We start from the raw sequence: 22004 nt of genomic DNA, 5'->3' as shown, positions 1-22004 counted from the left end.
TGTTGAGGCAAAGGGTGGTTTTTTAACATGCGGGCGTGTCGCGGCGACCCCAAGGTGGGCTATGCGCACGATAGCCTTGCGGCAGATCAGGACAGACGCTTCACGCCCGGCAGTTCGCAGGCGTAGATCGCGTTGCGCAGCGCGGCGATGGCCTCGTAGCGCGTGAAGCTGCGGCGCCAGGCCAGCACCACGCGGCGCGTGGGCGGGTCGCCGTCGAAGGGCAGGTACTTCACGTAGGGCTCGTCGGCCCGCTTGCGCTTGCCCTTGTGCTCCAGCGCCTCGCTGGGCACGCCCAGGCGCGGCACCAGGGTCACGCCCATGCCAGCGGCCACCATGTGCTTGATGGTTTCCAACGAGGAGCCCTCGAAGCTGCGGCGGATGCCCTCGGCGTCGCTGGAAAAGCGCGCGAACTCGGGGCAGACCTCCAGCACGTGATCCCGGAAGCAATGGCCGTTGCCCAGCAGCAGCATGGTCTCGGCCTTGAGCTGCTGGGCCGTGATGTGGCTCTGCGCCGCCAGCGGGTGGCTGGTGGGCACCACGGCCACGAAGGGCTCGTCGTAGAGCGGTGCGATGGCCAGGCCCGCGTCGGGAAAGGGCTCGGCCATGATGGCGCAGTCGAGCTCGCCCGTGCGCACCGACTCCAGCAGTTTGACTGTGAAGTTCTCCTGCAGCATCAGCGGCATCTGCGGCGTGCGCGCGATCGCGTTGCGCACCAGGTCGGGCAGCAGGTAGGGCGCGATGGTGTAGATCACGCCGAGCTTGAGCGGGCCGGCCAGCGGATCCTTGCCGCGCTTGGCGATCTCCTTGATGTTGGCCGCCTGCTCCAGCACGCTCTGCGCCTGGCGCACGATCTCCTCGCCCAGCGGCGTGACCGTGACCTCGTTGGCGCTGCGTTCGAAGAGCTTCAAGTCCAGCTCCTCCTCGAGCTTCTTGATGGCCACCGACAGCGTGGGCTGCGAGACGAAGCAGGCCTCGGCGGCCTTGCCGAAGTGCTTCTCCCGCGCGACCGCAACGATGTACTTCAGCTCGGTAAGTGTCATGCCCCGTATTGTCGCGTCCGGCGCTAGGCCTTGAGAAATTCCGCTTTCCCGCCCAGCCATCTCTGCACATGGCGTTGGGCCAGCAGGGGGTGTTCGTCCAGCATGCGCGGCGCGAGTTCGCGCGCCCAGGCCAGCAGGTCCGCGTCCTCCTCCAAGTCGGCAAAGCGCAGCAGCGGCGCGCCGGACTGGCGTTCGCCGAGGAACTCGCCCGGGCCGCGGATCTCCAGGTCGCGCCGCGCGATCTCGAAGCCGTCGGTGGTCTCGGCCATGGCCTTGAGCCGCGCGCGCGCCGTCTCGCCCAGGCGTGGCGCATCGCCCGTGGAGTACAGCAGCACGCAGGCCGATGCCGCCGCACCGCGGCCCACGCGCCCGCGCAGCTGGTGCAGCTGCGACAGGCCGAAGCGCTCGGCATGCTCGATGACCATCAGCGAGGCGTTGGGCACGTCCACGCCGACCTCGATCACCGTGGTGCTGACCAGCACGCCCATCAGGCCCTCGGTGAACAGCGCCATGACGGCCTTCTTCTCGGCGGGCAGCATGCGCGCGTGCAGCAGGCCGACCAGCACGCCGGGCAGCGCATCGGACAGCTCGGCATGCGTGGCCGTGGCGTTGACGAGGTCGATGGCCTCGCTCTCCTCGATCAGCGGGCAGACCCAGTAGACCTGCCGGCCCTCGCGCAGCTGCTCGCCGATGCGCGCGACCACCTCGTCGCGCCGGCCCTCGTGCACCACGCGCGTGACCACGGGCGTGCGGCCGGGCGGCAGTTCGTCGATGGTCGAGACGTCCAGGTCGGCGTAGTAGCTCATGGCCAGCGTGCGCGGGATCGGCGTGGCGCTCATCATGAGCAGGTGCGGCTCCTGGCCCGCGTGGGCCAGCTTGGCACGCAGCGCCAGCCGCTGCGCGACGCCGAAGCGGTGCTGTTCGTCGATCACGGCCAGGGCCAGGCGCTGGAACTGCACCCTGTCCTGGATCACGGCGTGCGTGCCCACCACCAGCGCGGCCTCGCCGCTGGCGATGCGCGCAAGCTGGGCTTCACGGTCCTTCTTCTTCTGGCCGCCGCCCAGCCAGGCGATGCCGCGGCCGCGCGCGGCCAGCAGCGGCGCCAGCCAGTCGGCGAGCTTGCGGAAATGCTGTTCGGCCAGGATCTCGGTGGGCGCCATCAGCGCGCACTGCCAGCCCGCGTCCATGCAGACGGCCGCTGCCAGCGCAGCGACCACGGTCTTGCCCGAGCCCACGTCGCCCTGCAGCAGCCGGTGCATGGGCTGGGGCCGGCCCAGGTCGGCTGCGATCTCGGCCACCACGCGCTGTTGCGCGCCGGTCAGCGCAAACGGCAGCGCGGCCAGCAGGCCGTCGCGCACACCGCCTGCGGTTGCGGGAAGGCGCGGCGCGCGCAGCCCGTCGCGTTCGCGCTTGGCCGCCAGTTGCGAGAGTTGCTGGGCCAGCAGTTCCTCGGCCTTCAGGCGCTGCCAGGCCGGGTGGCTGCGGTCTTCCAGCGCGGCCAGCGACACCTCGGGCGCGGGATGGTGCAGAAAGTCGAGCGCGGCACGCAGGCTCCAGGCCTGCGGCGTCGGCAGGGTTTCGGACAGGTCGGCCCGTGCCAGACCTGCCAGCACCGCCTTGCGCAGGTAGCTTTGCGGCAAGCCGGCGGTCGTCGGGTAGACGGGCGTCAGCGCGGTCGGCAGTTCACCCGTGTCGGGCCGGAACTGCGGGTGCAGCATCTGCCGCCCGGCGAAGCCGCCGCGCACCTCGCCACGCACGCGGATGCGGGCGCCCGGTGCCAGCGACTTCTGGTGCGAGGGGTAGAAGCTGAAGAAGCGCAGCAGGCAGCGGTCGGTACCGTCGTCCACGGTCACGAGCAGCTGGCGCCGCGGGCCGGGTCGGATCTCGCTGCCGACCACGGCGGCGGCGATCTGCACGGTGTCGCCGTCGTGCGTGTCGGCCAGCCGCACGATGCGCGTCTCGTCCTCGTAGCGCAGCGGCAGGTGCAGGGCCAGGTCGATGGGGCGGCGCAGCCCCAGCTTGTGCAGCGCGCGCTGCGCCGGGCTCTCGCGCGGTCGTTCGGCCGGCACGCTCAGCAAAGGTCCTTCAGGGCCGCAGCCGCGTCCGGAAAGCGGAAGGCAAAGCCGCTGCCCAGCAGCCGACGGGGCAGCACGCGCTGGCCCGCGGTCAGCAGTTCGGCCTGCTCGCCCAGCGCCAGGCGCAGCGGCAGGCCCGGCGTGGGCAGCCAGCTGGGCCGCCCGAGCTGGCGCGCGGCCATGCGGCTGAACTCGGCCTGGCGCAGCGCGCCGGGCGCCGTGACGTTGTAGACCGGCGTGCCGGGCGGCGCGCCCTCGGCCAGGCCCCAGGTGTGGGCCATCGCACGCAGCACGTCCTGCACATGCACCCAGCTGAACCACTGCCGGCCTCCGGCCAGCGGCCCGCCCAGGCCCAGCCGGATCGGCAGCAGCATCTGCGGCAGCGCACCTTCGCGCCCCAGCACCACGCCCAGGCGCAGCCGCACCACCGCCACACCCCCGTCGGCTGCGCGCAGCGCGGCCTGCTCCCAGCGCTGGCACAGCTCGGACATGAAGACCGGCTGGGGCGGCGCCTCCTCGGTCAGCGGGGTGTCATCGCCCGGCGCCTGCACGCCGTAGTAGCCCACGGCAGAGGCCTGCAGCAGCAGCCAGGGTTTGCGGGGCTGCGTGGCCATCCACCCGACCAGTTGCTGCGTGAGGCCCTCGCGGCTCGCGAGCAGCGTGGCGCGCCGGGCCGCCGTCCAGGGCCAGCCCAGGATGCGTGCGCCGGCCAGGTTGACGACCACATCGCACGGCGGCAGCGCCTGCAGAGAGGCCACGCAGGTCACCCCGCCGCCCAGGCGCCGCGCCGCGGCGGCAGGGTCGCGCGTCCACACGCTGACGCTGTGGCCGTCGCGCACGAGCGCCTGGGCCAGCTGCCGGCCGATGAAGCCGGTGCCGCCGGTGAGCAGCACCCGTTGCGGGGTCGTGCCGAAGTGGATCGGTTCGCTCACGGAGGTCATGGGCCGGCATTGTGCCCGCCGCCTGCGGCGCCATGGGAGAATCCCGCCCTTCTTGGAACGGGCCCGTCCGGCCCTCAAGCCATGCGCTCCTACACACTGTCCGATTTCGATTTCACGCTGCCGCCCGAGCTCGTGGCCCAGCACCCCGCCCCCGAACGCAGCGCCTCGCGGCTGCTCGACGGCCGCGGCCCCACCCCCATCGACCGCATCTTCCGCACCCTGCCCGCGCTGCTGCAGGCCGGCGATCTGCTGGTGTTCAATGACACCCAGGTCGTCAAGGCCCGGCTGTTCGGCGAAAAGCCCAGCGGTGGCAAGCTCGAACTGCTGGTCGAGCGCGTGCTGCTGGGCCAGGAGGTCGTGGCGCACATGAAAGTGAGCAAGAAGCCGCCGCCTGGCACCGTGCTGCAGATGGCGGGCGGCTTTTCGGCGCAACTGCTGGGCCGCTGGCCCGATGCAGATGGTCCGCTGTTCAGGTTGGCCCTGCACGGCCCCGCCGGCGAGACGCCGCACCAGCTCATGGCCGCACACGGCCACGTGCCCTTGCCGCCCTACATCACGCACAGCGACACGGCCGAGGACGCGCAGCGCTACCAGACCGTGTTCGCACGCGCGCCCGGCGCCGTGGCCGCCCCCACGGCGGCGCTGCACTTCGACGAAGGCGTGCTGGCCGCGCTCGAGGCACGTGGCGTGGGCCGCGCCAGCGTCACGCTGCATGTGGGCGCCGGCACCTTCCAGCCCGTCAAGACCGAGGACCTGGATGCGCACCGCATGCACAGCGAGTGGTACGCGATCCCGCCCGAAACCCTGGCCGCGCTGGAGCGCACGCGCGCGCGCGGCGGCCGCATCCTGGCCGTGGGCACGACCACCGTGCGCACGCTGGAGTCCTGGGCCCAGAGCGGCCAGACCGAGGGCGATACCAGCATCTTCATCCGGCCCGGCCACCGCTTCCAGGTGGTGGACCTGCTGTTGACCAACTTCCACCTGCCCAAGTCCACGCTCATGATGCTGGTCTCGGCCTTTGCGGGCTACGAGCACATCATGGGCCTGTACCGCCACGCGATTCGCGAGGGCTACCGCTTCTTCAGCTATGGCGACGCCATGCTGCTCGCACGAGACGACGACCATGCTGCAATTTGACCTGCTCACCACCGACCCCGCTTCGCACGCCCGCCGCGGCACGCTCACGCTGAACCACGGCGTGGTGCAGACGCCGATCTTCATGCCCGTGGGCACCTACGGCACGGTCAAGGGCGTGATGCCGCGCTCCCTCGAAGAGATGGGCGCGCAGATCATCCTCGGCAACACCTTCCACCTGTGGATGCGGCCGGGCCTGGACGTGGTGCGCCAGTTCGGCGGGCTGCACCGCTTCGAGCGCTGGGACAAGCCCATCCTGACGGACTCGGGCGGCTTTCAGGTCTGGAGCCTGGGCGCGATGCGCAAGATCAGCGAGGAGGGCGTCAGGTTCGCCTCGCCCGTCAACGGCGACAAGCTGTTCCTGACGCCCGAGATCAGCATGCAGATCCAGACGGTGCTGAACAGCGACATCGTGATGCAGTTCGACGAGTGCACGCCCTACGACACCAAGGGCCACATCACGACCGAGGCCGAGGCGCGCAGCTCGATGGAGCTGAGCCTGCGCTGGGCGAAGCGCTGCCAGGCCGAGTTCGCACGGCTGCAGAACCCGAACGCGCTGTTCGGCATCGTGCAGGGCGGCATGTTCGAGCACCTGCGCGAGGAGTCGCTCAACGCACTGGTGGAGCTGGACTTCCCGGGCTATGCCATCGGCGGCGTCAGCGTGGGCGAGCCCAAGCCCGAGATGCTGCGCATCATGGCCCACACGCCGCACCGGCTACCGGCCCACAAGCCGCGCTACCTGATGGGCGTGGGCACGCCCGAAGACCTGGTCGAGGGCGTGGCCCAGGGCGTGGACATGTTCGACTGCGTGATGCCCACGCGCAATGCGCGCAACGGCACCATCTTCACGCGCTACGGCGACCTCAAGATGCGCAACGCCAAGCACCGCGCCGACGAGCGCCCGCTGGACGAGACCTGCACCTGCCACGCCTGCGCCGGCACCAGCGGTGTTGCCAGCAGCCAGGGGGGCACAGGCGGTTTCTCGCGCGCCTACCTGCACCACCTGGACCGCTGCGGCGAGATGCTGGGGCCGATGCTGACAACCATCCACAACCTGCACTACTACCTGAACCTCATGCGCGAGATCCGCGAGGCGCTGGACGCGGGCACGTTCACGGAATTCCGCGCGCAGTTCGCGCGGGACCGTGCGCGCGGCGTGTAAGCCTCAGGTCGCGAACGCCTGCAGCCGCAGCGCGTGCCGCGTGTCGAAGCGCTCGCGGATGCGGTTGACCTCCGCATCCAGCGCCTCGAGGAACAGGCCCATCGCCACCGCGGTGCTGTAGCCCGAACGCTGGTAGATGCAGCTGTACAGCGCCGCGCCCTGGTCTTCCAGCGCCACCCAGACCAGGCGGCCGGCATCCACGTCCTCGGCCACGTTGTCGGGAATCAGGAAGCCCACGGCCTGGCTGCCGGCCACGAGCCGGCGCACCATGGGGACCGAGCCCGTCTCCACGAGCGGGCGGCCCAGCCGGCTCAAGCGCGGGTCCACGCGCTCGAGCAGGCTGCGCAACTCCATCTCGGGCGACAGCATGATGAGCGGATGGTCCAGGCAGTCGCGCAGGCGCAGCAGCCGCGGCGTGGCCGTCAGCGGGTGGCCCGGCGCGGTGACCACGCCCAGCGGCTGGGCGTAGGCGCGCACCTCCTCCACGCCCGGCGGCGGCTTGCGGCGCAGGCAGAAGGCCACGTCGATCTCGCCGTTGGCGACCCAGCGCTGCAGTGCCTCGCCGTTGCCCGAACGCACGCTGAAGGTGATGTCGGGGTGGCTCTTCTGCACGTTCTCGATCACCTGGGGCAGCAGGTGCTCGGCCGTGGCGTAGGGCACGCCCACGTTGACATGGCCGCGCCGCACCTTGCGCAGGTCTTCGACCTGCGAGAGCGCGTTGTCGAAGTCGCGCTGGCTGCGGCGCACGGCCGCGATCATGATTTCGCCGGCGGTCGTGAGCTGCATGCCGCGCGGCAGCCGGTCGAACAGCGGCACGCCGACCTGGGCCTCCAGGTTCAGCACCTGCTGGTTCACGGCCGCGGCCGTCAGGTGCAGCGTCTCGGCGGCCTTGCGCACCGAGCCGCGGCGCGCGACCTCGTCGAAGCAGCGGAAGGCCTGGGAGATGGCGGGCATCGGATGAGTGTAAAGAAATTCTTTACACCCATGCAAAAACGTTCCGCTATTCCAGACGCTTGGCGCTGCCCAGAATCCGCTCCACCGCAGCACTTCGACTTTCACAGGAGCACCCCATGGCCACCACCGTCGACCAGATCACGCAACGCCGCCGCGGCGTCGGACTGATTGCCCACGATCCCGCCGCCAGTGCCGGCGGCTACACCCTGATCGCGCCGCAGACGGCCGGCGGCAAGGTCTACCTGATCGACATGGCAGGCGAGGTCGTGCACCAATGGCAGATGCCCGTGCGGGCGGGCCGCCACGCCGTGATCCTGCCCAACGGCAACCTGGGCTACAACGGCAACCACGCCGATTCGCCCGACCGTTACGCACCCTGGTCCATGTGGCACGGCGGCGACTTCTACGAGGTCACGCCGCAAGGCGAGACCGTCTGGCGCTACCAGGACCCGGCCCACCACCACGACGCCCAGTGGCTGCCCAACGGCCACCTGCTGTACGCGGCCTGCGCGCCGGTGCCCGAGGGCTTCGCCGAACGCGTGCCGGGCGGCACGGCCCATGGCGAGAACGAAGTCATGTACGGCGACGTGATCCGCGAGGTCGACCGCGCCGGCCAGCTGGTCTGGGAGTGGAAGGCCTGGGAGCACCTCAAGCCCGAGGACTTCCCCATCCACCCGGGCTTCGGCCGCTACCACTGGCCGCTGGTCAATGGCCTGGGCGTCGCCGAAGACGGCACCATCTACATGAGCCTGCGCACCACGGCCGGCATCGTCGGCGTGGACAAGGCCACAGGCGCGGTGAAGCAGCACATCCCGCCCTCGGTGGTGTCGCACCAGCATGCGCCCGTGCCGCTGGCCAACGGCAATGTACTGGCCTTCGACAACGGCAACTTCCGGCACGGCGCCCACGTGGCCTTCTCGCGGGTGGTCGAGATCGACCCCAAGACCAACGAAGTCGTCTGGAGCTACCAGGACGAGATGGTCAACGCCTTCTTCACGGCCTTCATGGGCAACGCCCAGCGGCTGTGGAACGGCAACACCCACATCACCGAATCGGCCACGGGCCGGTTGTTCGAGGTCAATCCCGAAGGCGAGGTGGTCTGGGAGTTCATCCTGCCCTGGTTCGCCGAATACCCCGACGCGGCCGCGCGCAAGACCGGCCCGGGCCGCCTCAACAGCGTGTTCCAGACCTTCCGCTATCCGGCCTCGGCACTGCCCTGGCTCCAGGCTTGATTCCTGCATCCCACGAGGACACCACCATGCCCGTCACCCGCCGCCTCGCATCGGCCCTGATGCTTGCCCTCCCGCTGCTGGCCCAGGCCCAGCCCGGCGCCTGGCCCAGCCAGCCCATCACCGCCGTCGTGCCCTTCTCGGCCGGCGGCAGCGTGGACGTGGCCGCCCGCATCCTCATGCCCAGACTGGCCGAACGCCTGGGCCAGCCCGTCGTGGTCGAAAACACCGTGGGCGCCTCCGGCACCATCGCCACCCAGCGCGTGATCAAGGCCAGGCCCGATGGCTACACCTTCCTGTTCGGCGTGGCCAGCCCGGTCACGGTGGCGCCGCTGGTCTCGCCGGCCCGCTTCAAGTACGACGGCCTCAAGGAACTGCTGCCGGTAGTGCCGGTCGCGGCCTCGGCCTTCGTGCTGGTCGGCCGGCCCGATTTGCCCGCGGCCAACGCCGCCGAACTCGTGAAGCTGGTGCGCGGCCAGCCCGGCAAGCTCAACTTCGGCACCGATGGTGTGGGCACCAGCCTGCACGTGACGGCCGAGATGCTCAAGCAGAAGGCCCAGCTGGACATGGTGCACGTGCCCTACAAATCCGGGCCCCAGGTGCTGACCGAGCTGGCCGGCGGCCAGATCGACCTGGCGGTACTGCCCGTGGCGCTGGCCCAGGGCATGGCGCGCGAGGGCAAGGTCAAGGCCTTCGGCGTGACCTCGCGCCAGCGCGCCGCCACGCTGCCCGACGTGCCCAGCCTGTCGGAGACGGCCGAGTTCGCGGGCCTGGACGTTCTGGCCTGGCAGGGCCTGCTGCTGCCGGCCGGCACCGACGCCGCGATCGCCGCCCGGCTGGCGCGCGAGACCGCCGCCGTGCTCGCCGAGCCCGACACGCAGCGCCGCCTGGCCGAGGCCGGTTTCGCGCCCATGGCCATGACGCAGGCACAGTTCACCGACTACCTGGCCCGCGAGAAGAAGGACCTGGCCGCCACCATCGCCGCGGCCCACATCACGGTCGACTGACAAGGCCGTCGGCCCCGCAAGGGCTCGACGGGGGTTGCAACAAGCGGTGTCTATACTTTTCCGCTTCGCCGTACCCTGAGACCGCGTGCGCTGACCGGGCGCAGCGCTCACCACGAGACACCCGCCCATGCCCCCGGTCCTGCAAGCCCCCCTGATCGCCCGCCTGCTGTTGCTGCTGCTGCTGGCCGCGGGCGTCTATTTCTTCCGCGGCTTCCTGGTGCCGGTGCTGGCGGCGCTGATCATCGGCTTCGCGAGCTGGCCGCTGTACGCGCGGCTGGTGCAGCGCTGCGGCGGCCGCACGGCGCTGGCGGCCAGCCTGGCCACGCTGGTGGTCGTGATCGGGCTCGTCGTGCCGCTCTCGCTGGCGCTGCACTACGCCTTGCAGGAAGCCGCGACCTTCGTGCAGTGGCTGCTCAAGGCCAACCGGGTCGGCGCGGCCGTGCCGCACTGGGTGCAGGAGTTCCCGCTGGTCGGCGAGCGCATGGCGCAGTGGTGGGTGGAACACCTGGGCGCGCCGGGCGCCCTGGGTGAATGGGTGGAGCTGCTGAGCGGCCAGCACATCGGCAACATCTACCGCCTGGCCCTGGCCACCACGGGCAACCTGCTGCAGCTGGCGCTCACCTTGCTGTTCATGCTGATCACGCTGTTCTTCCTCTACAAGGACGGCGCCCACTTCGCCGCGCAGCTCGACGTGGTGGGCGAGCGCACGCTGCCGCAGCGCTGGCAGCGCTTCTCACGCGTGGTGCCAGCCACGGTCAGCTCCACGGTCACGGGCATGGGCCTGATCGCGCTCGGCGAAGGCGTGGTGCTGGGCGTGGCCTACTGGATCGCGGGCGTGCCCTCGCCCGTGCTGCTGGGCGTGGTCACGGGCTTCATGGCGCTGATCCCGGGCGGTGCGCCGCTGTCGTTCACGCTGGTCTCGCTGTACCTGGTGGGCGGCGGGCATTTCGCAGCCGGCGTGGGCCTGTTCCTGTGGGGCTCGATCGAGCTCTTCATCGTCGACAAGACGCTGCGCCCGCACCTGGTGGGCGGGCCGGTCAAGCTGCCCTTCCTGCCGACCTTCTTCGGGCTGGTCGGCGGCGTCAAGACCATGGGCTTCGTCGGCCTGTTCGTCGGCCCGGTGCTGATGGCGCTGCTGGTGGCGATCTGGCGCGAATGGGTGCTCAGCATCCGTGCCGAGCAGGCGCCTCAGCCGCCGGCCGCCGGGCGCGCGGCCGACGTGCCGCACGCATAGCAGAACTTCGAGAACGCGCTCTTGCGTGCCTGGCAGGCCAGGCACCTGTCGAACAGCCGGATGCCGCAGTGTGGGCAGTAGTCGATGGCCGGGTCCTTGAGGTCCACGCCGCGCTCGCAGCCGGGGCACACGCCCTTGCCCAGCCGCGTCAGCGCCGTGTCGTAGCTGAGTTCGTTGCGGCGCACGGCGTCGGGCTGGTCTTCGGCGAGCCGCTGGCGCGCCAGGTAGCGGTTCAGCGCCACGATGGCGTAGCGGCCCACCAGCACTGTCAGCACGATGCCCACGATGTAGCGCACATAGCCGCCGTAGCTGGGCAGGTAGGGCACGAGCTCGACGAAGAACGCGAACAGCGCGAAGAAGATGAAGCCCCAGACGAAGGGCCACCAGGTGCTTTTGCGCTTCTTGGCAAACAACCATCCGGCCAGCACCAGCAGGGGCAGCGTCAGGGCCAGACGGTAGCCGAACACGCGCAGTTCCATGCGGCGCTGCTCCGCATCCATCGCCGCGTGCGCGGCGGATTCCAGGTCGTTCAACTGCGCGCGCACGCCATCGAGCTGCTGGGCCTGGTCCAGTTCGGCCTGGCGCAGTGCGTCGATGCGGCGCTGGGCTTCGCCCTCCTTGGCCTTGAGCGCATCCAGGGCCTGGGTGCGCGCGATCAGCTCGGCATCCTGGTCGGGCTGCGCGGTGGCGCGCCGCGTCGCCAGCCAGTTGCTGAAGGTCTCGCGCGCAGCCACCGTGGCCTGCTGCGCCACCTGCAAGGCCAGTTCGGCCTGCTCGCGCGCGGCCTCCGACTGCTGCTGGGCGCGCTCGCCCTCGCGCAGCTGGGTGCGCAGCGGCTCGGCGACGGCACGGTCGATGAAGTCGTCCAGCTGCAGGCTGCGCTCGACCTGCGGCAGATCGCCCACGATGCGGCCGCCCAACCCGATCAGGAAGCTGGCGAACACGAAGGCCACGAGCCACAGCCCGCGGCGAAACCACTTTTCCGACAGACGCAGTGCATGGGCCATGGCGCTCATTCTCCGGGGTGCTGGGCCAGCAGGGCGGCCACCGCGCCCTGCAGCACCTCGGGCGTCGCTGCCTCGGCCGCCAGCGCGGGCCCCACGTTCAGGCCCACGCGGCTGAAGACACCGCGCCGAAACGGCCGCACCATGGCGCCACCGGCCTCGATGCGGCTGAAGTACGAGCCCCACAGGTTGGTCAGCGCCATCGGCACCACGGGCACCACCATGTCGTCGTCGCGCGCCTGCGCCAGGATCTTGGCCACACCGCCCTTGAACGGCTGCAACTGGCCGTCGCGCGTGATCGCGCCCTCGGGAAAGATGCCCAGCAGATCGCCCTCGCGCAGCACCTGGGCCGCCGCGGCCATGGCGGCGGCGTAGGCCGCGGCGTCCTCCTTCTGCGGCGCGACCGGGATCGCCTTGGCCAGCCGGAACAGCCAGCCCAGCACCGGCACGCGGAAGATGCGGTGGTCCATCACGAAGCGGATCGGCCGCGGGCTGGCGGCCATGAGCAAGATGGCATCGACGAAGCTCACGTGGTTGCAGACCAGCACGGCCGGCCCGGCGAGCGGGATGTGGACGTCGCCGCGCACGCGGAAGCGGTAGACGACATGCGAGAGCACCCAGGCGATGAAGCGCAGCAGGTACTCGGGCACCAGCAGGAAGATGTACAGGCCCACGACGGCATTGGCCAGCGCCGTGAACAGGAACACCTGCGGCACCGTGAAGCCGGCCCCCAGCAGCGCGCCGGCGATCAGGCTGCTCGCGATCATGAACAGCGCGTTCAGGATGTTGTTGGCCGCGATGATGCGGGCGCGGTGCGTGGCCGGGCTGCGCAGCTGGATCAGCGCGTACATGGGCACGCTGTACAGGCCAGCCGACAGCGCCAGCAGCGCCAGGTCGGCCATCACGCGCCAGTGCGCGGGCCGGGCCAGGAACTCCGCAAGGCCCAGCAGGCTGGAGGCCGGCAGTCCGCGCAGCGCGAAGTAGAGGTCCACGCCGAACACGCTCATGCCGATGGCGCCCAGCGGCACCAGGCCGATCTCCACATGGCGCCGGCTCAGCACCTCGCAGAGCAGAGAGCCGATGGCGATGCCGATGGAGAACACCACCAGCAGCAGCGAGGCCACATGCTCGTCGCCATGCAGCACCTCCTTGGCCAGGCTCGGAAACTGGCTCAGGAACACCGCACCGAAGAACCACATCCAGCTGATGCCCAAGAGCGAGCGGAACACCACGGTGTTGCCATGCGCGAGCTTGAGGTTGCGCCAGGTCTCGCTGACGGGGTTCCAGTGGATGCGCAGCTGCGGGTCGGTGGCGGGCAGCTGCGGGATGCCCTGGGCCGCGAGCCGGCCCAGCAGGGCCAGCGCCACGCAGCCGATGGCCACGCAGGTCCGGCCCACGCCCGGCAGCGCGATCAGCAGCCCGCCCACGATGTTGCCGAGCAGGATGGCGACGAAGGTGCCCATCTCCACCATGCCGTTGCCGCCCGTGAGCTCGCGCTCGTGCAGCACCTGCGGCAGGTAGGCGAACTTGACCGGCCCGAACAGCGTCGAGTGCAGGCCCATCAGGAAGGTGCAGGCCAACAGCAGCGGCACCTGCAGGCCCACGTCGTCCGACAGAAAGCCCAGCGCCGCCACCGCCATGATGGCGATTTCCAGGTTCTTGACGAAGCGGATCACCTGGGTCTTGGGCAGCTTGTCGGTCAGCTGCCCGCTGGTGGCCGAAAACAGCAGAAAGGGCAGGATGAACAGCGCGCCGATCACCAGGCCCGCCATGGCCGGCGGCAGCCAGGCCACGCTGAGCTGGTAGGTCACCATCACCGTGAAAGCGAACTTAAACAGATTGTCGTTGGCCGCGCCCGAGAATTGGGTCCAGAAGAACGGCGCGAAGCGGCGCTGGCGCAGCAGCGCGAACTGGTTCGGGTGGGTCTGGTCGTCGTCGGTCATGGCAGCCCAGGATTGTGGAGGCCGCCATGCTGCCATGCCCGCAGGCATGGCCGGGCGTTCAATCCGTCGCGGTGAACACCGTCAGCACGCCGGTGTAGCCGTACAGGTGGTGGCGGGCGATCTCGCCGCCCGCGAAGAAGCCGACCAGCGGCACGTCGCCGAGCGCATGGCGCACGATCTGCAGCTCTGCGCTGGGGCCGCCGAAATGCGCGCCGCCGCGGCTTGCGCAGCTCACGTAGATGGCGCCCGCCATGCGGCGCGCCGGATGCGGCGCCGAGGCGGCCAGGTTGTTCGACAGCGCGAGTGCGGCCTCGGCCGGCATGTCCTCGGGCTCCAGTTCCTCGCGGATCTCGGCGCAGACGCGGACCAGGTCGGCCCGCGCCGCCTGTGCATTGCGCTGGCAGAACGACAGCCGCATGCCGACCTCCAGCGTCTCGGCGATCGCCACGCCCTCGCGCGCCGGGTCCAGACCGATGATGTGGCGCACGCGCACGTCGGGGCCGAAGCTGCCGGGGCGGCGCACACTGTCGCCCTCACTGGGGGCCGAGCGCAGGCCGGCCAGCGTGGCCCGCACCCGCCCCAGCGCCTCGCGCGGTTCGGCCAGCGAGACGCCGAGGTCGCCGAGCAGCACCTGTAGCGCGGGCTCGCCATCCAGCGCGGTGACCACGTTGCCTTCGCAGGCCGTGACGCTGCGCTCCGGTGCGATGGGCTGGCAGCCCTGCGTCACGCGCGAGCTCAGCGCCACGTCCTGCGTGAAGGCCACGCCCGACAGGCCGCCGTGGAACACGCCGCGCGCACCGCCGTGGCCCTTGATGTTGCCGTTGCCGCCCGTGGCGAACTGCACCGTGCTGCCGCGGCTGGAGGCCAGGCCGCCGAACAGGTAGCCGGTGTCGGTGCGGCCGGCCATCTCGGCCACCAGCTCGGAAAGGTCCTGGGTGTTGCCGTCGGCATGGACCAGGGCCGTGTGCGCCTCGAAAGCCATGCCCAGCGGTGCCACGCCCGAGAACACACGGTACTGGTGCGCAGGCAGGCCCAGCAGCATGACGGCCATGGCGGGCTCGTCGAAGTATTCGACGTTGTTGGCGGCAATGCCCACACCCACTGTGCCCGACCAGTCGGTCACCTCCGGCAACTCGCCGCTCAGGTGGTCCAGGATGTCCTGGGCCGCGCTGGCGTAGTGGTCGGTGATGTAGAGCAGCGCCAGCGTGGGCGTGCTTGCGTAGTCGGGCAGGGCGAGCTGCGCACGCAGCTGCGCCAGCACCAGACCGGCGGCCATGCGCCACTGTGGATGGGTGGCGTGGGCGTAGGGGAACAGTTTCATGGGGCCATCCTGCCATGGGCGGTGCGGCAAGCCGCGCCTGGGCCAGGGCATGCCTGGGCGCGCCAAAGGGAATTCAGGAGGCGCGCTTGCGTGGCGCCGCCTTCTTCGCGGCTTTCTTGGCCGGTGCGGCGGCCTTCTTGGCAGCAGCGCGCGGCCGGTCCGCTGCGGAGGCGGCGGCCGGCTCCGGCGTGGCGCGGGCCGCAGCCTCCTTCATGGCCGTGGCGGCGATCTGCTGGAACTGCTGCGTCAGTGCACCCCACCACTGCATGGCATCGATGACGCCGGGGCGCGCGGCTTCGCCATCGGCGGTTTCTGCGGCCTGCGGCGCGGCCGCGGGCTCCGGCGCGGCTTCCGGGGCCGGCCTGGCTGCCGGCGGCGGTGCCGGCGCGGGCGCCTCGGTGCTTTCGCTGGGCTGCACGGTGAAGGCCTTGGCGACCTCGGCCATGCTCACGTTCATGCCCTTGAGCGTGGCCAGGGTCATCTTCTGCACCTCGAGCGCCTGGACCGTGGCCTTGAGCGCCATGGTGTTCTGGTCCAGCCAGAACTGCACGGCCTTGAGTTCGGCGATGCGCTTGTCCAGGTCTTCCACATTGAGCGTGGGCGCGACCCAGCCGCCCAGACCGGGCATTTGCGGCATGCTCTGCGCCGCGCCCTTGGCCAGGCTTTGCAGGAAGTCGAAGCCGGGGACGAACTTGCCGAAACCGGCGCCGGGTGTCTCATCGCTCATGGGTCTCCTCCTGGATGGGGCGTGGGGGTTGCGTGCAGCTTACTGCACCGGCGCCACCACCTCCTGCTCGATCGCGCCGAACAGGCTGTGGCCCTCGCCATCCTTCATCTCGGTGCGCACGGTGTCGCCCAACCGCAGAAAGGCGGTGCGGGCCTCGCCGTCCTGTGCGGTCTCGAACGCGCGCTTGTCGGCGATCGCGTGGTAGCCCTTGGGCCAGTCGCGTCGCTTGCCGCTCTCCACACCGCGCTGGCGCACGGTGCCGGCACCGACGATGCTGCCGGCACGCAGGGGCCGCGTGGCGCACAGGTGGGCGATGAGTTCGCCGAAGGACCAGCGCATGTCTTCGTCGGCATCAGCAATGCCCACGCGCCGGCCGTTCCAGCTGGTCTGCAGCGCCAGGCCGACGCGCCCGCCGGTCCAGGCCTCGCCGAGCTCGTCGGGCGTGACCGCCACCGGCCCGAAGGCCGTCACGGGCAGACGCTGCGCGGCCGACAGGCCCACGGCCTGCAATTGCACGGCATTGGCCAGCAGCAGCAGGCGCACGCCGTCCAGCGCCTGTGCCGGGCTGGCGCGCTGCGGCAGCTCGCCCGTGACGACGGCCAGGCCGGCGCCGAAGTCCATCTCCAGCTGCTCGGAGGCCAGCACCAGCGGGTCGCAGGGGCCGCTGAAGCTGTCGCCGGCGGCCAGGCGGAACCCGGGATCGCTCGCATCGGCCGGCTCCAGGCCATGCTGCCAGGCCTGGGCCAGCGCCCAGTGGCTGGCGCGCGGCAGCGGCGCCATGCACTGGCGCGGGTCGAACGGAAATGCGTGGCGCGCGCGCTCGGCGTTCAGCGCGTCATAGAGGTCCTGCAGCTGCGGCGCGATGAAGTTCCAGTCGTCCAGGGCCTGCTGCAGGCGGTGGGCGGCATGGGTGGCGTAGTGCGCACTGGCCAGGTCGCGCGAGACGACGACGAGCTGGCCGTCGCGCGAGCCGTCCTTGTAGGTGGCAAGTTTCATGGGGTGATCGGTGGGACTCTTTGGCGCCGGGCCAGCGCCCGGCAGACAATCCGGGCGTGCAAGCAGATCGCGTGGCGGCCGGTGGGGCGCAGGATACAAGCAATTGGCGCAGCAGCCGGCCGCTGCTGGGGCTGGGCGCGGTCGTGGTCCTGGCCCACTTGGTGGCCTTGCAGCAGTTGCCTGCCGTGCTGGCGCCGCCGGATCTGGCGCAGACGCGCGCCTTCACCACGCGCAGCATCGTGGTCCAAGCGCCGGCGCCCCCCGTGACCGCCGCGCCGGAACCGGCACCGCCCCCACCACCACCGCCGCGCAGGAAACCGCGCCCCGCCCCTGCGGCGCAAACTCCGCCCGCGCCCGCGCCCGCGCCCGCGCCCGCACCGGCGGCCGAGGCACCGGTCGCCGTGGCGGCGCCGGAGCCGGCTGTGGTCGAGCCCGATCCGGCCGCCGCGGCCACGCCGGAGACCGCAGCCCAGCCCGAACCGCCCGCGCAGGCGGCCTCTGCAGCAGATGCTGCGCCTGCCCCTGCACCCGCCCCGGAACCGGCCGCACCGCCAGCCCCCGCGACCGCGCTGGCGCTGGGCATCCCGGGCTCGGTGCGGCTCAAGTACACGCTGACGGGCGAGGCCAAGCAGCAGACCTACCATGCCCTGGGCGAGCTGCTGTGGCTGCAGGATGGCAAGACCTACGACGCGCGGCTGGAGTACAGCGCCTTCCTGATCGGCTCGCGCGTGCGCACCAGCAGCGGCAGGCTGAGCGAACGCGGCCTGGAACCGACGCGCTTTTCCGACAAGTGGCGCAAACGCGACCTCGCCGCGCATTTCGAGCGTGACAAGGGCATCGTCAGCTTCAGCGCCAACACGCCCAGCGCGCCCCTGCTGCCCGACGCGCAGGACCAGCTCAGCGTGCTGCTGCAGCTCAGCGCCATGATGGCGGGCGACCCGGGCCGCTTCGGGGCCGGCGCCAGTGTCACGCTGCCCGTGGTCGGCCCGCGCGATGCCGATGTCTGGACCTTCACGATGCAGGGCGAGGAACTGTCCTATCTGCCCTACGACAACCTGCCGACCTTGAAGCTCACACGCAACCCGCGCAAGGAATTCGACCAGAAGGTCGAGGCCTGGCTGGCCCCCAGCCTGGCCTACATGCCCGTGCGGGTGCGCATCACCCAGCCCAACGGCGACTTCGTGGACCAGCTGCTGCGCAGCGTGGACAGCCCCTGACTGCGCATTTTTTGGCAAGTAGTCGCAGGACTACCACAGTCCGGCCTTGAAACCGGCCCGGAAGTTGCAATCTAGGGAGCAAGATAGCGCCAACTGGAAAGGGCACCGACATGAACATGCTGTACGACTCCGACTCCTTCGTGGTGGTCCACATGGAGCCGCACGCTGGCGACATCGATGTGCAGATGCAGGAAGGCGTCGGCCTGGTCGCGCGTGCCAAGGAAGATGCCGCGCCCGCGGCCCATCCGGCGCTGGAACGCCACGGTTTCGAGATCGTGGACAAGCGCTCCGGCAAGGAGGTCTACCTGGACGGCTCCTGGGCTGAACTCTTCCAGCAACAGATTGCCGCCTGGCGCGCCCACACCCCGACCCAGGAAGAAGTCGAGGACACGCTGGACCGCTACGCCGAACTGGCGCAGAACCCGGTCGTGATGCATTGACCCTGCCATCGGCCCGGCCATTGCCGGGCCCGGTACATCATCGGGGCATGCCAGCCCCGCGCATTTTTGTCACCCTGGCCACCGTTCTGGTGGCCTTTTTGTTGGCTGGCTGTGCCAGCGACCGGGCCCACAACGCGCTTGCGGCCCTGCTGCCGGCCGATGCCATCTTGCTCGGCGAGCAGCACGACGCGCCCGAGCACCAGCAGATCCATGCGCGCGTCGTGCGCGAACTGTCCGCACGCGGGCAACTCTCGGCCCTGGTGGTCGAGATGGCCGACGCAGGCCAGACCACGGCCGCACTGCCACACCGGGCCGAAGAAGCGGCCGTGCGCCAGGCGCTGCAATGGAACGACAAGGCCTGGCCCTGGGCTGCCTACGGGCCGGCGGTGATGGCTGCCGTTCACGCAGGCGTCCCGGTGCTGGGCGGCAACCTGCCCCGTGCGCGCTTTGGCGCCGTCATGCAGGACCAGGCGCTGGACGCGACGCTGCCGGCGCCCGCCCTGGACGCACAGCGGGAAGCCATCCGCGTCGGCCACTGCGACCTGCTGCCAGCGACGCAGTTGGCGCCCATGGCCCGCATCCAGATCGCGCGCGACCTGTCCATGGCGCGCACCGTGCAGGCCGCAGCCCGGCCGGGCCAGGTGGTGCTGCTGCTGGCGGGCAGCGGCCATGTCGACCGGCAGCTCGGCGTACCGCAGCATCTGCCCCCGGGTTTCACGGTGCGCGCGGTGCGCCTGCAGGCCGGCGGCAGGGACGCCGCGTCACCGGTCTTCGACGCGGTGTGGACCACGCCTGCGCTGCCGGCCACGGACCACTGCGCGGCACTGCGGCAGCGCCTGGGCGGGTGATGCGAGGGGCTGCGACAATCGCGCCCCTATGACGACGACCAGCGCCTCCTACATCCTGACCCTGTCCTGCCCCGACCGCACCGGCATCGTCCACGCCGTCTCCGGCTTCCTGTTCGAGCGCGGCGGCAACATCGAAGAGGCAGCCCAGTACAACGACCACGCCACCGGCCTGTTCTTCATGCGCGTGCGCTTCGCCAGCAGCGACGACCATGCCACGCTGCAGGCCCAGCTGGCGCCGTTCGCCGAGGGTTTCCAGATGCGCTGGAGCCTGCACGCCACGGCCGCGCCCATGCGCACCGTCATCATGGTCAGCAAGGAAGGCCATTGCCTGAACGACCTGCTGTTCCGCTGGAAGAGCGGCCTGCTGCCGGTGGACATCCGCGCCATCGTCTCCAACCACCGCGACTTCTACCAGTTGGCGGCCAGCTACAACGTTCCGTTCCACCACATCCCGGTGACGGGCGCGACCAAGGCCCAGGCCGAGGCCCGCGCCTACGAGGTGATCGAGGGCGAAGGCGCCGAGCTCGTGGTGCTGGCGCGCTACATGCAGATCCTGTCGGACGAGCTGTGCCGCAAGCTGGCCGGCCGCGCGATCAACATCCACCACTCCTTCCTGCCCAGCTTCAAGGGCGCCAAGCCCTACTACCAGGCGCACGACCGCGGCGTGAAGCTGATCGGCGCCACCGCCCACTACGTGACGGCCGACCTGGACGAAGGCCCCATCATCGAGCAGGACGTGGCCCGCGCCGACCACAGCAAGACCGTGGAAGACCTGACCGCCATGGGCCGCGACACCGAGAGCCAGGTGCTGGCGCGCGCGGTCAAGTGGCACAGCGAGCACCGCGTGCTGCTGAACGGCCACAAGACCGTGATCTTCAAGTAGCCGCGGAGCCCCAGTCGGCCATGCGCTCGCCCAGGCGGATCGCGCGGGCCGGCGCCCAATCGGGGTTGAAGCTGAGCGGCCCCTCTGGAAACAGCATCACCACCGTGGAGCCGAGCAGGAAACGGCCCATTTCCTCGCCCTGGCGCAGCATGACGGCGTCGGCGCCTTCGTAGCGCCATTCGCGCAGTTCGCCCAGGCGCGGCGGATTGACCACGCCGTGCCACACGGTGGCCATGCTGCCGACGATGGTGGCGCCCACCAGTGTCAGCACGAAGGGGCCGTGTGCCGTCTCGAACACGCAGACCACGCGCTCGTTGCGCGCGAACAGGCCGGGCACGCCGCGCGCCGTGGTCGGGTTGACCGAGAACAGGTCGCCCGGCACGTAGACCATGCGCGTGAGCCGCCCGTCGCAGGGCATGTGGATGCGGTGGTAGTCGCGCGGGCTCAGGTACAGCGTGGCGAAGCTGCCGTGCCGGAAATGCGCGGCCAGCGCTGCGTCGCCGCCGACCAGCGCGCGCGTGGAATAGGCATGGCCCTTGGCCTGGAAGATCTGGTCGTCCTCGATGCGGCCGAACTGGCTGATGGCGCCATCGACCGGGCAGACCAGATCGGCCCGGGCCAGCGGCCGCGCGCCTTCCTTGAGTGCACGCGTGAAGAACTCGTTGAAGCTGGAATAGGAGGCGATGTCGGGATCGGCTGCCTCGGCCATGTCCACCCCGTACTTGTTGACGAACCAGCGGATCAGCGCCGTGGTGCGTGCACCGCGCCGGGCCGAGGCCACCCTCCCGGCGAACCGCGTGAGGCGGTGCTTGGGCAAGAGGTATTGCGGCAGGACGGCAAGGCGATCGGACAAGTGGGCACTCTCTTCTGGTCGGTCAGGAAGTGTAGCTGCCGCTCCCCGGGCGCGCGTAGGCGGGCGGCTGGAACGACAATCGGACACATGGCCGCCACCGCCCGCATCCCGCCGATCCAGTGCCTGCTGACCTTCGAGGCGCTGGCGCGACTGCGCAGCGTGACGCTGGCGGCCGACGAACTCTGCGTCACGCCCAGCGCCGTGAGCCACCGTGTGCGTCAGCTCGAGCAGAGCATCGGCACCAAGCTGTTCGGCCGGGCCGACTTCTCGCTGACCACCGAGGGCAGCGAGTACCTGGCCCATGTGCGCGAAGGCCTGGCCATGCTGGGCCGCTTCCCGGGCGCCCAGCCGACACCGGGCAAGCGCAAGCTGCGCCTGGCCGTGACGCCGACCTTCGCGCGCGCCATCCTGATCCCGCGGCTGCGCCAGTTCACCGAGGCCTACCCCGAGATCGACCTGCTGCTGCAGGTCAGCATCCCGCTGCTCGACGTGGTGGCCGAGGACGCCGACCTCATGGTGCGCTTCGGCGCCGGCCGCTATGCCGACGTGGAACATCTGCTGCTGGCGCGCGACGAGGTCACGCCGCTGGCCGCGCCCAGCTACCTGCGCGAGGCCGGCGGCCCCTTCAACCAGGCCGAAGACCTCGAAGGCCAGCGCCTGCTGCGCTCGGCGCTGGACCCCTGGCGCACCTGGTTCGCGGCCCGCAAGCTCGATTGGCCCGAGCCCGGCGAAGGCTCGCAGTTCAACGACGTGGGCCTGATGTGCGACGCGGCCGCCGCCGGCATGGGCATCGCGCTCGTGCGGCTCAAGCTCGCCGCGCCCTGGCTGGACAGCGGCGCGCTCGTGCGCCTGGGCACCACGCCGGCGTTCACCGAGAGCGTGCCCAGCCCGCACGCGCACTACCTGTGCTGGCGCACCGGCACCATGGACCGCTGGGAGTGCACGGCCTTTGCCGACTGGCTGCGCCAGGCGCTGGCCTGAAGCGGCTTCACGCCG

20 protein-coding genes are annotated in these 22004 nt (G+C 70.7%); 10 read left to right on the top strand and 10 right to left on the bottom strand.

Going from position 1 to position 22004, the window contains the following annotated elements:
• Positions 1-86: 86 nt before the first annotated feature.
• The 3 genes from IE209_RS09090 to IE209_RS33770 are packed head-to-tail and all read right to left on the bottom strand — an operon-like array spanning position 87 to position 4056.
• Positions 87-1040: a hydrogen peroxide-inducible genes activator gene (locus IE209_RS09090; protein ID WP_145548777.1), complete on the bottom strand. Its 954-nt coding sequence runs from the start codon at positions 1038-1040 to the stop codon at positions 87-89.
• 23 nt (positions 1041-1063) lie between these two features.
• Entirely contained in the window at positions 1064-3109 is a 2046-nt protein-coding gene (gene recG, locus IE209_RS09085) for an ATP-dependent DNA helicase RecG (protein WP_308433159.1), read from the bottom strand.
• A 2-nt stretch (positions 3110-3111) separates the two neighbouring features.
• Complete coding sequence (locus IE209_RS33770) at positions 3112-4056, bottom strand: TIGR01777 family oxidoreductase (protein WP_229882766.1); 945 nt, start codon at positions 4054-4056, stop codon at positions 3112-3114.
• Positions 4057-4137: 81 nt separating this feature from the next.
• Between IE209_RS33770 and queA the strand changes: the two genes are divergently transcribed.
• Entirely contained in the window at positions 4138-5193 is a 1056-nt protein-coding gene (queA, locus tag IE209_RS09080) for a tRNA preQ1(34) S-adenosylmethionine ribosyltransferase-isomerase QueA (RefSeq protein WP_189686635.1), read from the top strand.
• Positions 5180-6352, top strand: a complete 1173-nt coding sequence (tgt, locus tag IE209_RS09075) for a tRNA guanosine(34) transglycosylase Tgt (RefSeq protein ID WP_189686634.1) — start codon at positions 5180-5182, stop codon at positions 6350-6352. The genes queA and tgt overlap by 14 nt, the downstream gene beginning before the upstream one ends.
• Positions 6353-6355: 3 nt before the next feature.
• On the opposite strand, the gene IE209_RS09070 is transcribed toward tgt, so the two are convergent.
• Positions 6356-7306 carry a LysR family transcriptional regulator gene (locus tag IE209_RS09070; protein ID WP_189686633.1) on the bottom strand — a complete coding sequence of 317 codons (951 nt, stop codon included), beginning with the start codon at positions 7304-7306 and terminating at the stop codon, positions 6356-6358.
• Positions 7307-7422: 116 nt separating this feature from the next.
• Between IE209_RS09070 and IE209_RS09065 the strand changes: the two genes are divergently transcribed.
• The 3 genes from IE209_RS09065 to IE209_RS09055 all read left to right on the top strand — a co-directional run bounded on the left by IE209_RS09065 (position 7423) and on the right by IE209_RS09055 (position 10776).
• Complete coding sequence (locus tag IE209_RS09065) at positions 7423-8538, top strand: aryl-sulfate sulfotransferase (protein WP_189686632.1); 1116 nt, start codon at positions 7423-7425, stop codon at positions 8536-8538.
• Positions 8539-8564: 26 nt separating this feature from the next.
• Positions 8565-9542 carry a Bug family tripartite tricarboxylate transporter substrate binding protein gene (locus tag IE209_RS09060; protein ID WP_189686631.1) on the top strand — a complete coding sequence of 326 codons (978 nt, stop codon included), beginning with the start codon at positions 8565-8567 and terminating at the stop codon, positions 9540-9542.
• Positions 9543-9669: 127 nt separating this feature from the next.
• Entirely contained in the window at positions 9670-10776 is a 1107-nt protein-coding gene (locus tag IE209_RS09055) for an AI-2E family transporter (RefSeq protein ID WP_189686630.1), read from the top strand.
• Here IE209_RS09055 and IE209_RS09050 read toward each other — a convergent pair.
• The 5 genes from IE209_RS09050 to IE209_RS09030 form a co-directional block, all read right to left on the bottom strand.
• Positions 10731-11783: a zinc ribbon domain-containing protein gene (locus tag IE209_RS09050; RefSeq protein WP_189686629.1), complete on the bottom strand. Its 1053-nt coding sequence runs from the start codon at positions 11781-11783 to the stop codon at positions 10731-10733. The two genes, IE209_RS09055 and IE209_RS09050, sit on opposite strands and share 46 nt — an antisense overlap.
• 5 nt (positions 11784-11788) lie before the next feature.
• The gene (locus tag IE209_RS09045; protein WP_229882765.1) at positions 11789-13723 is read right to left on the bottom strand and encodes an MFS transporter; all 1935 of its coding nucleotides are present in this window, start codon (positions 13721-13723) and stop codon (positions 11789-11791) included.
• A 58-nt stretch (positions 13724-13781) separates the two neighbouring features.
• On the bottom strand, positions 13782-15044 hold the full coding sequence (locus tag IE209_RS09040; protein WP_189686627.1) for an FIST signal transduction protein: 1263 nt from the start codon (positions 15042-15044) through the stop codon (positions 13782-13784).
• A gap of 73 nt (positions 15045-15117) precedes the next feature.
• Positions 15118-15771 (bottom strand): PhaM family polyhydroxyalkanoate granule multifunctional regulatory protein, encoded by a 654-nt coding sequence (locus IE209_RS09035; protein ID WP_189686626.1) that lies wholly within the window; start codon positions 15769-15771, stop codon positions 15118-15120.
• A gap of 39 nt (positions 15772-15810) precedes the next feature.
• Complete coding sequence (locus IE209_RS09030; protein ID WP_189686625.1) at positions 15811-16767, bottom strand: fumarylacetoacetate hydrolase family protein; 957 nt, start codon at positions 16765-16767, stop codon at positions 15811-15813.
• 56 nt (positions 16768-16823) lie between these two features.
• Here IE209_RS09030 and IE209_RS09025 point away from each other — a divergent pair, with 56 nt between their 5' ends.
• The 4 genes from IE209_RS09025 (at position 16824) to purU (ending at position 20155) form a co-directional block, all read left to right on the top strand.
• Positions 16824-17984 (top strand): DUF3108 domain-containing protein, encoded by a 1161-nt coding sequence (locus IE209_RS09025; protein ID WP_229882764.1) that lies wholly within the window; start codon positions 16824-16826, stop codon positions 17982-17984.
• 110 nt (positions 17985-18094) lie between these two features.
• On the top strand, positions 18095-18424 hold the full coding sequence (locus IE209_RS09020) for a BTH_I0359 family protein (RefSeq protein WP_145548793.1): 330 nt from the start codon (positions 18095-18097) through the stop codon (positions 18422-18424).
• A gap of 47 nt (positions 18425-18471) precedes the next feature.
• Complete coding sequence (locus IE209_RS09015) at positions 18472-19272, top strand: ChaN family lipoprotein (protein ID WP_189686624.1); 801 nt, start codon at positions 18472-18474, stop codon at positions 19270-19272.
• Positions 19273-19300: 28 nt separating this feature from the next.
• Entirely contained in the window at positions 19301-20155 is an 855-nt protein-coding gene (purU, locus tag IE209_RS09010; RefSeq protein ID WP_189686623.1) for a formyltetrahydrofolate deformylase, read from the top strand.
• On the opposite strand, the gene asd is transcribed toward purU, so the two are convergent.
• Entirely contained in the window at positions 20148-21008 is an 861-nt protein-coding gene (gene asd / locus IE209_RS09005) for an archaetidylserine decarboxylase (RefSeq protein WP_189686622.1), read from the bottom strand. The two genes, purU and asd, sit on opposite strands and share 8 nt — an antisense overlap.
• 87 nt (positions 21009-21095) lie before the next feature.
• Between asd and IE209_RS09000 the strand changes: the two genes are divergently transcribed.
• Entirely contained in the window at positions 21096-21989 is an 894-nt protein-coding gene (locus IE209_RS09000) for a LysR substrate-binding domain-containing protein (RefSeq protein WP_189686621.1), read from the top strand.
• Positions 21990-22004: the final 15 nt, after the last annotated feature.

This window comes from Pseudorhodoferax aquiterrae (genome assembly GCF_014652235.1).
GTDB classification, from domain to species: Bacteria; Pseudomonadota; Gammaproteobacteria; order Burkholderiales; family Burkholderiaceae_C; genus Pseudorhodoferax; species Pseudorhodoferax aquiterrae.
Note: the sequence above shows the minus strand (reverse complement) of the source record. Positions and strands in the feature narration are given on the sequence as shown.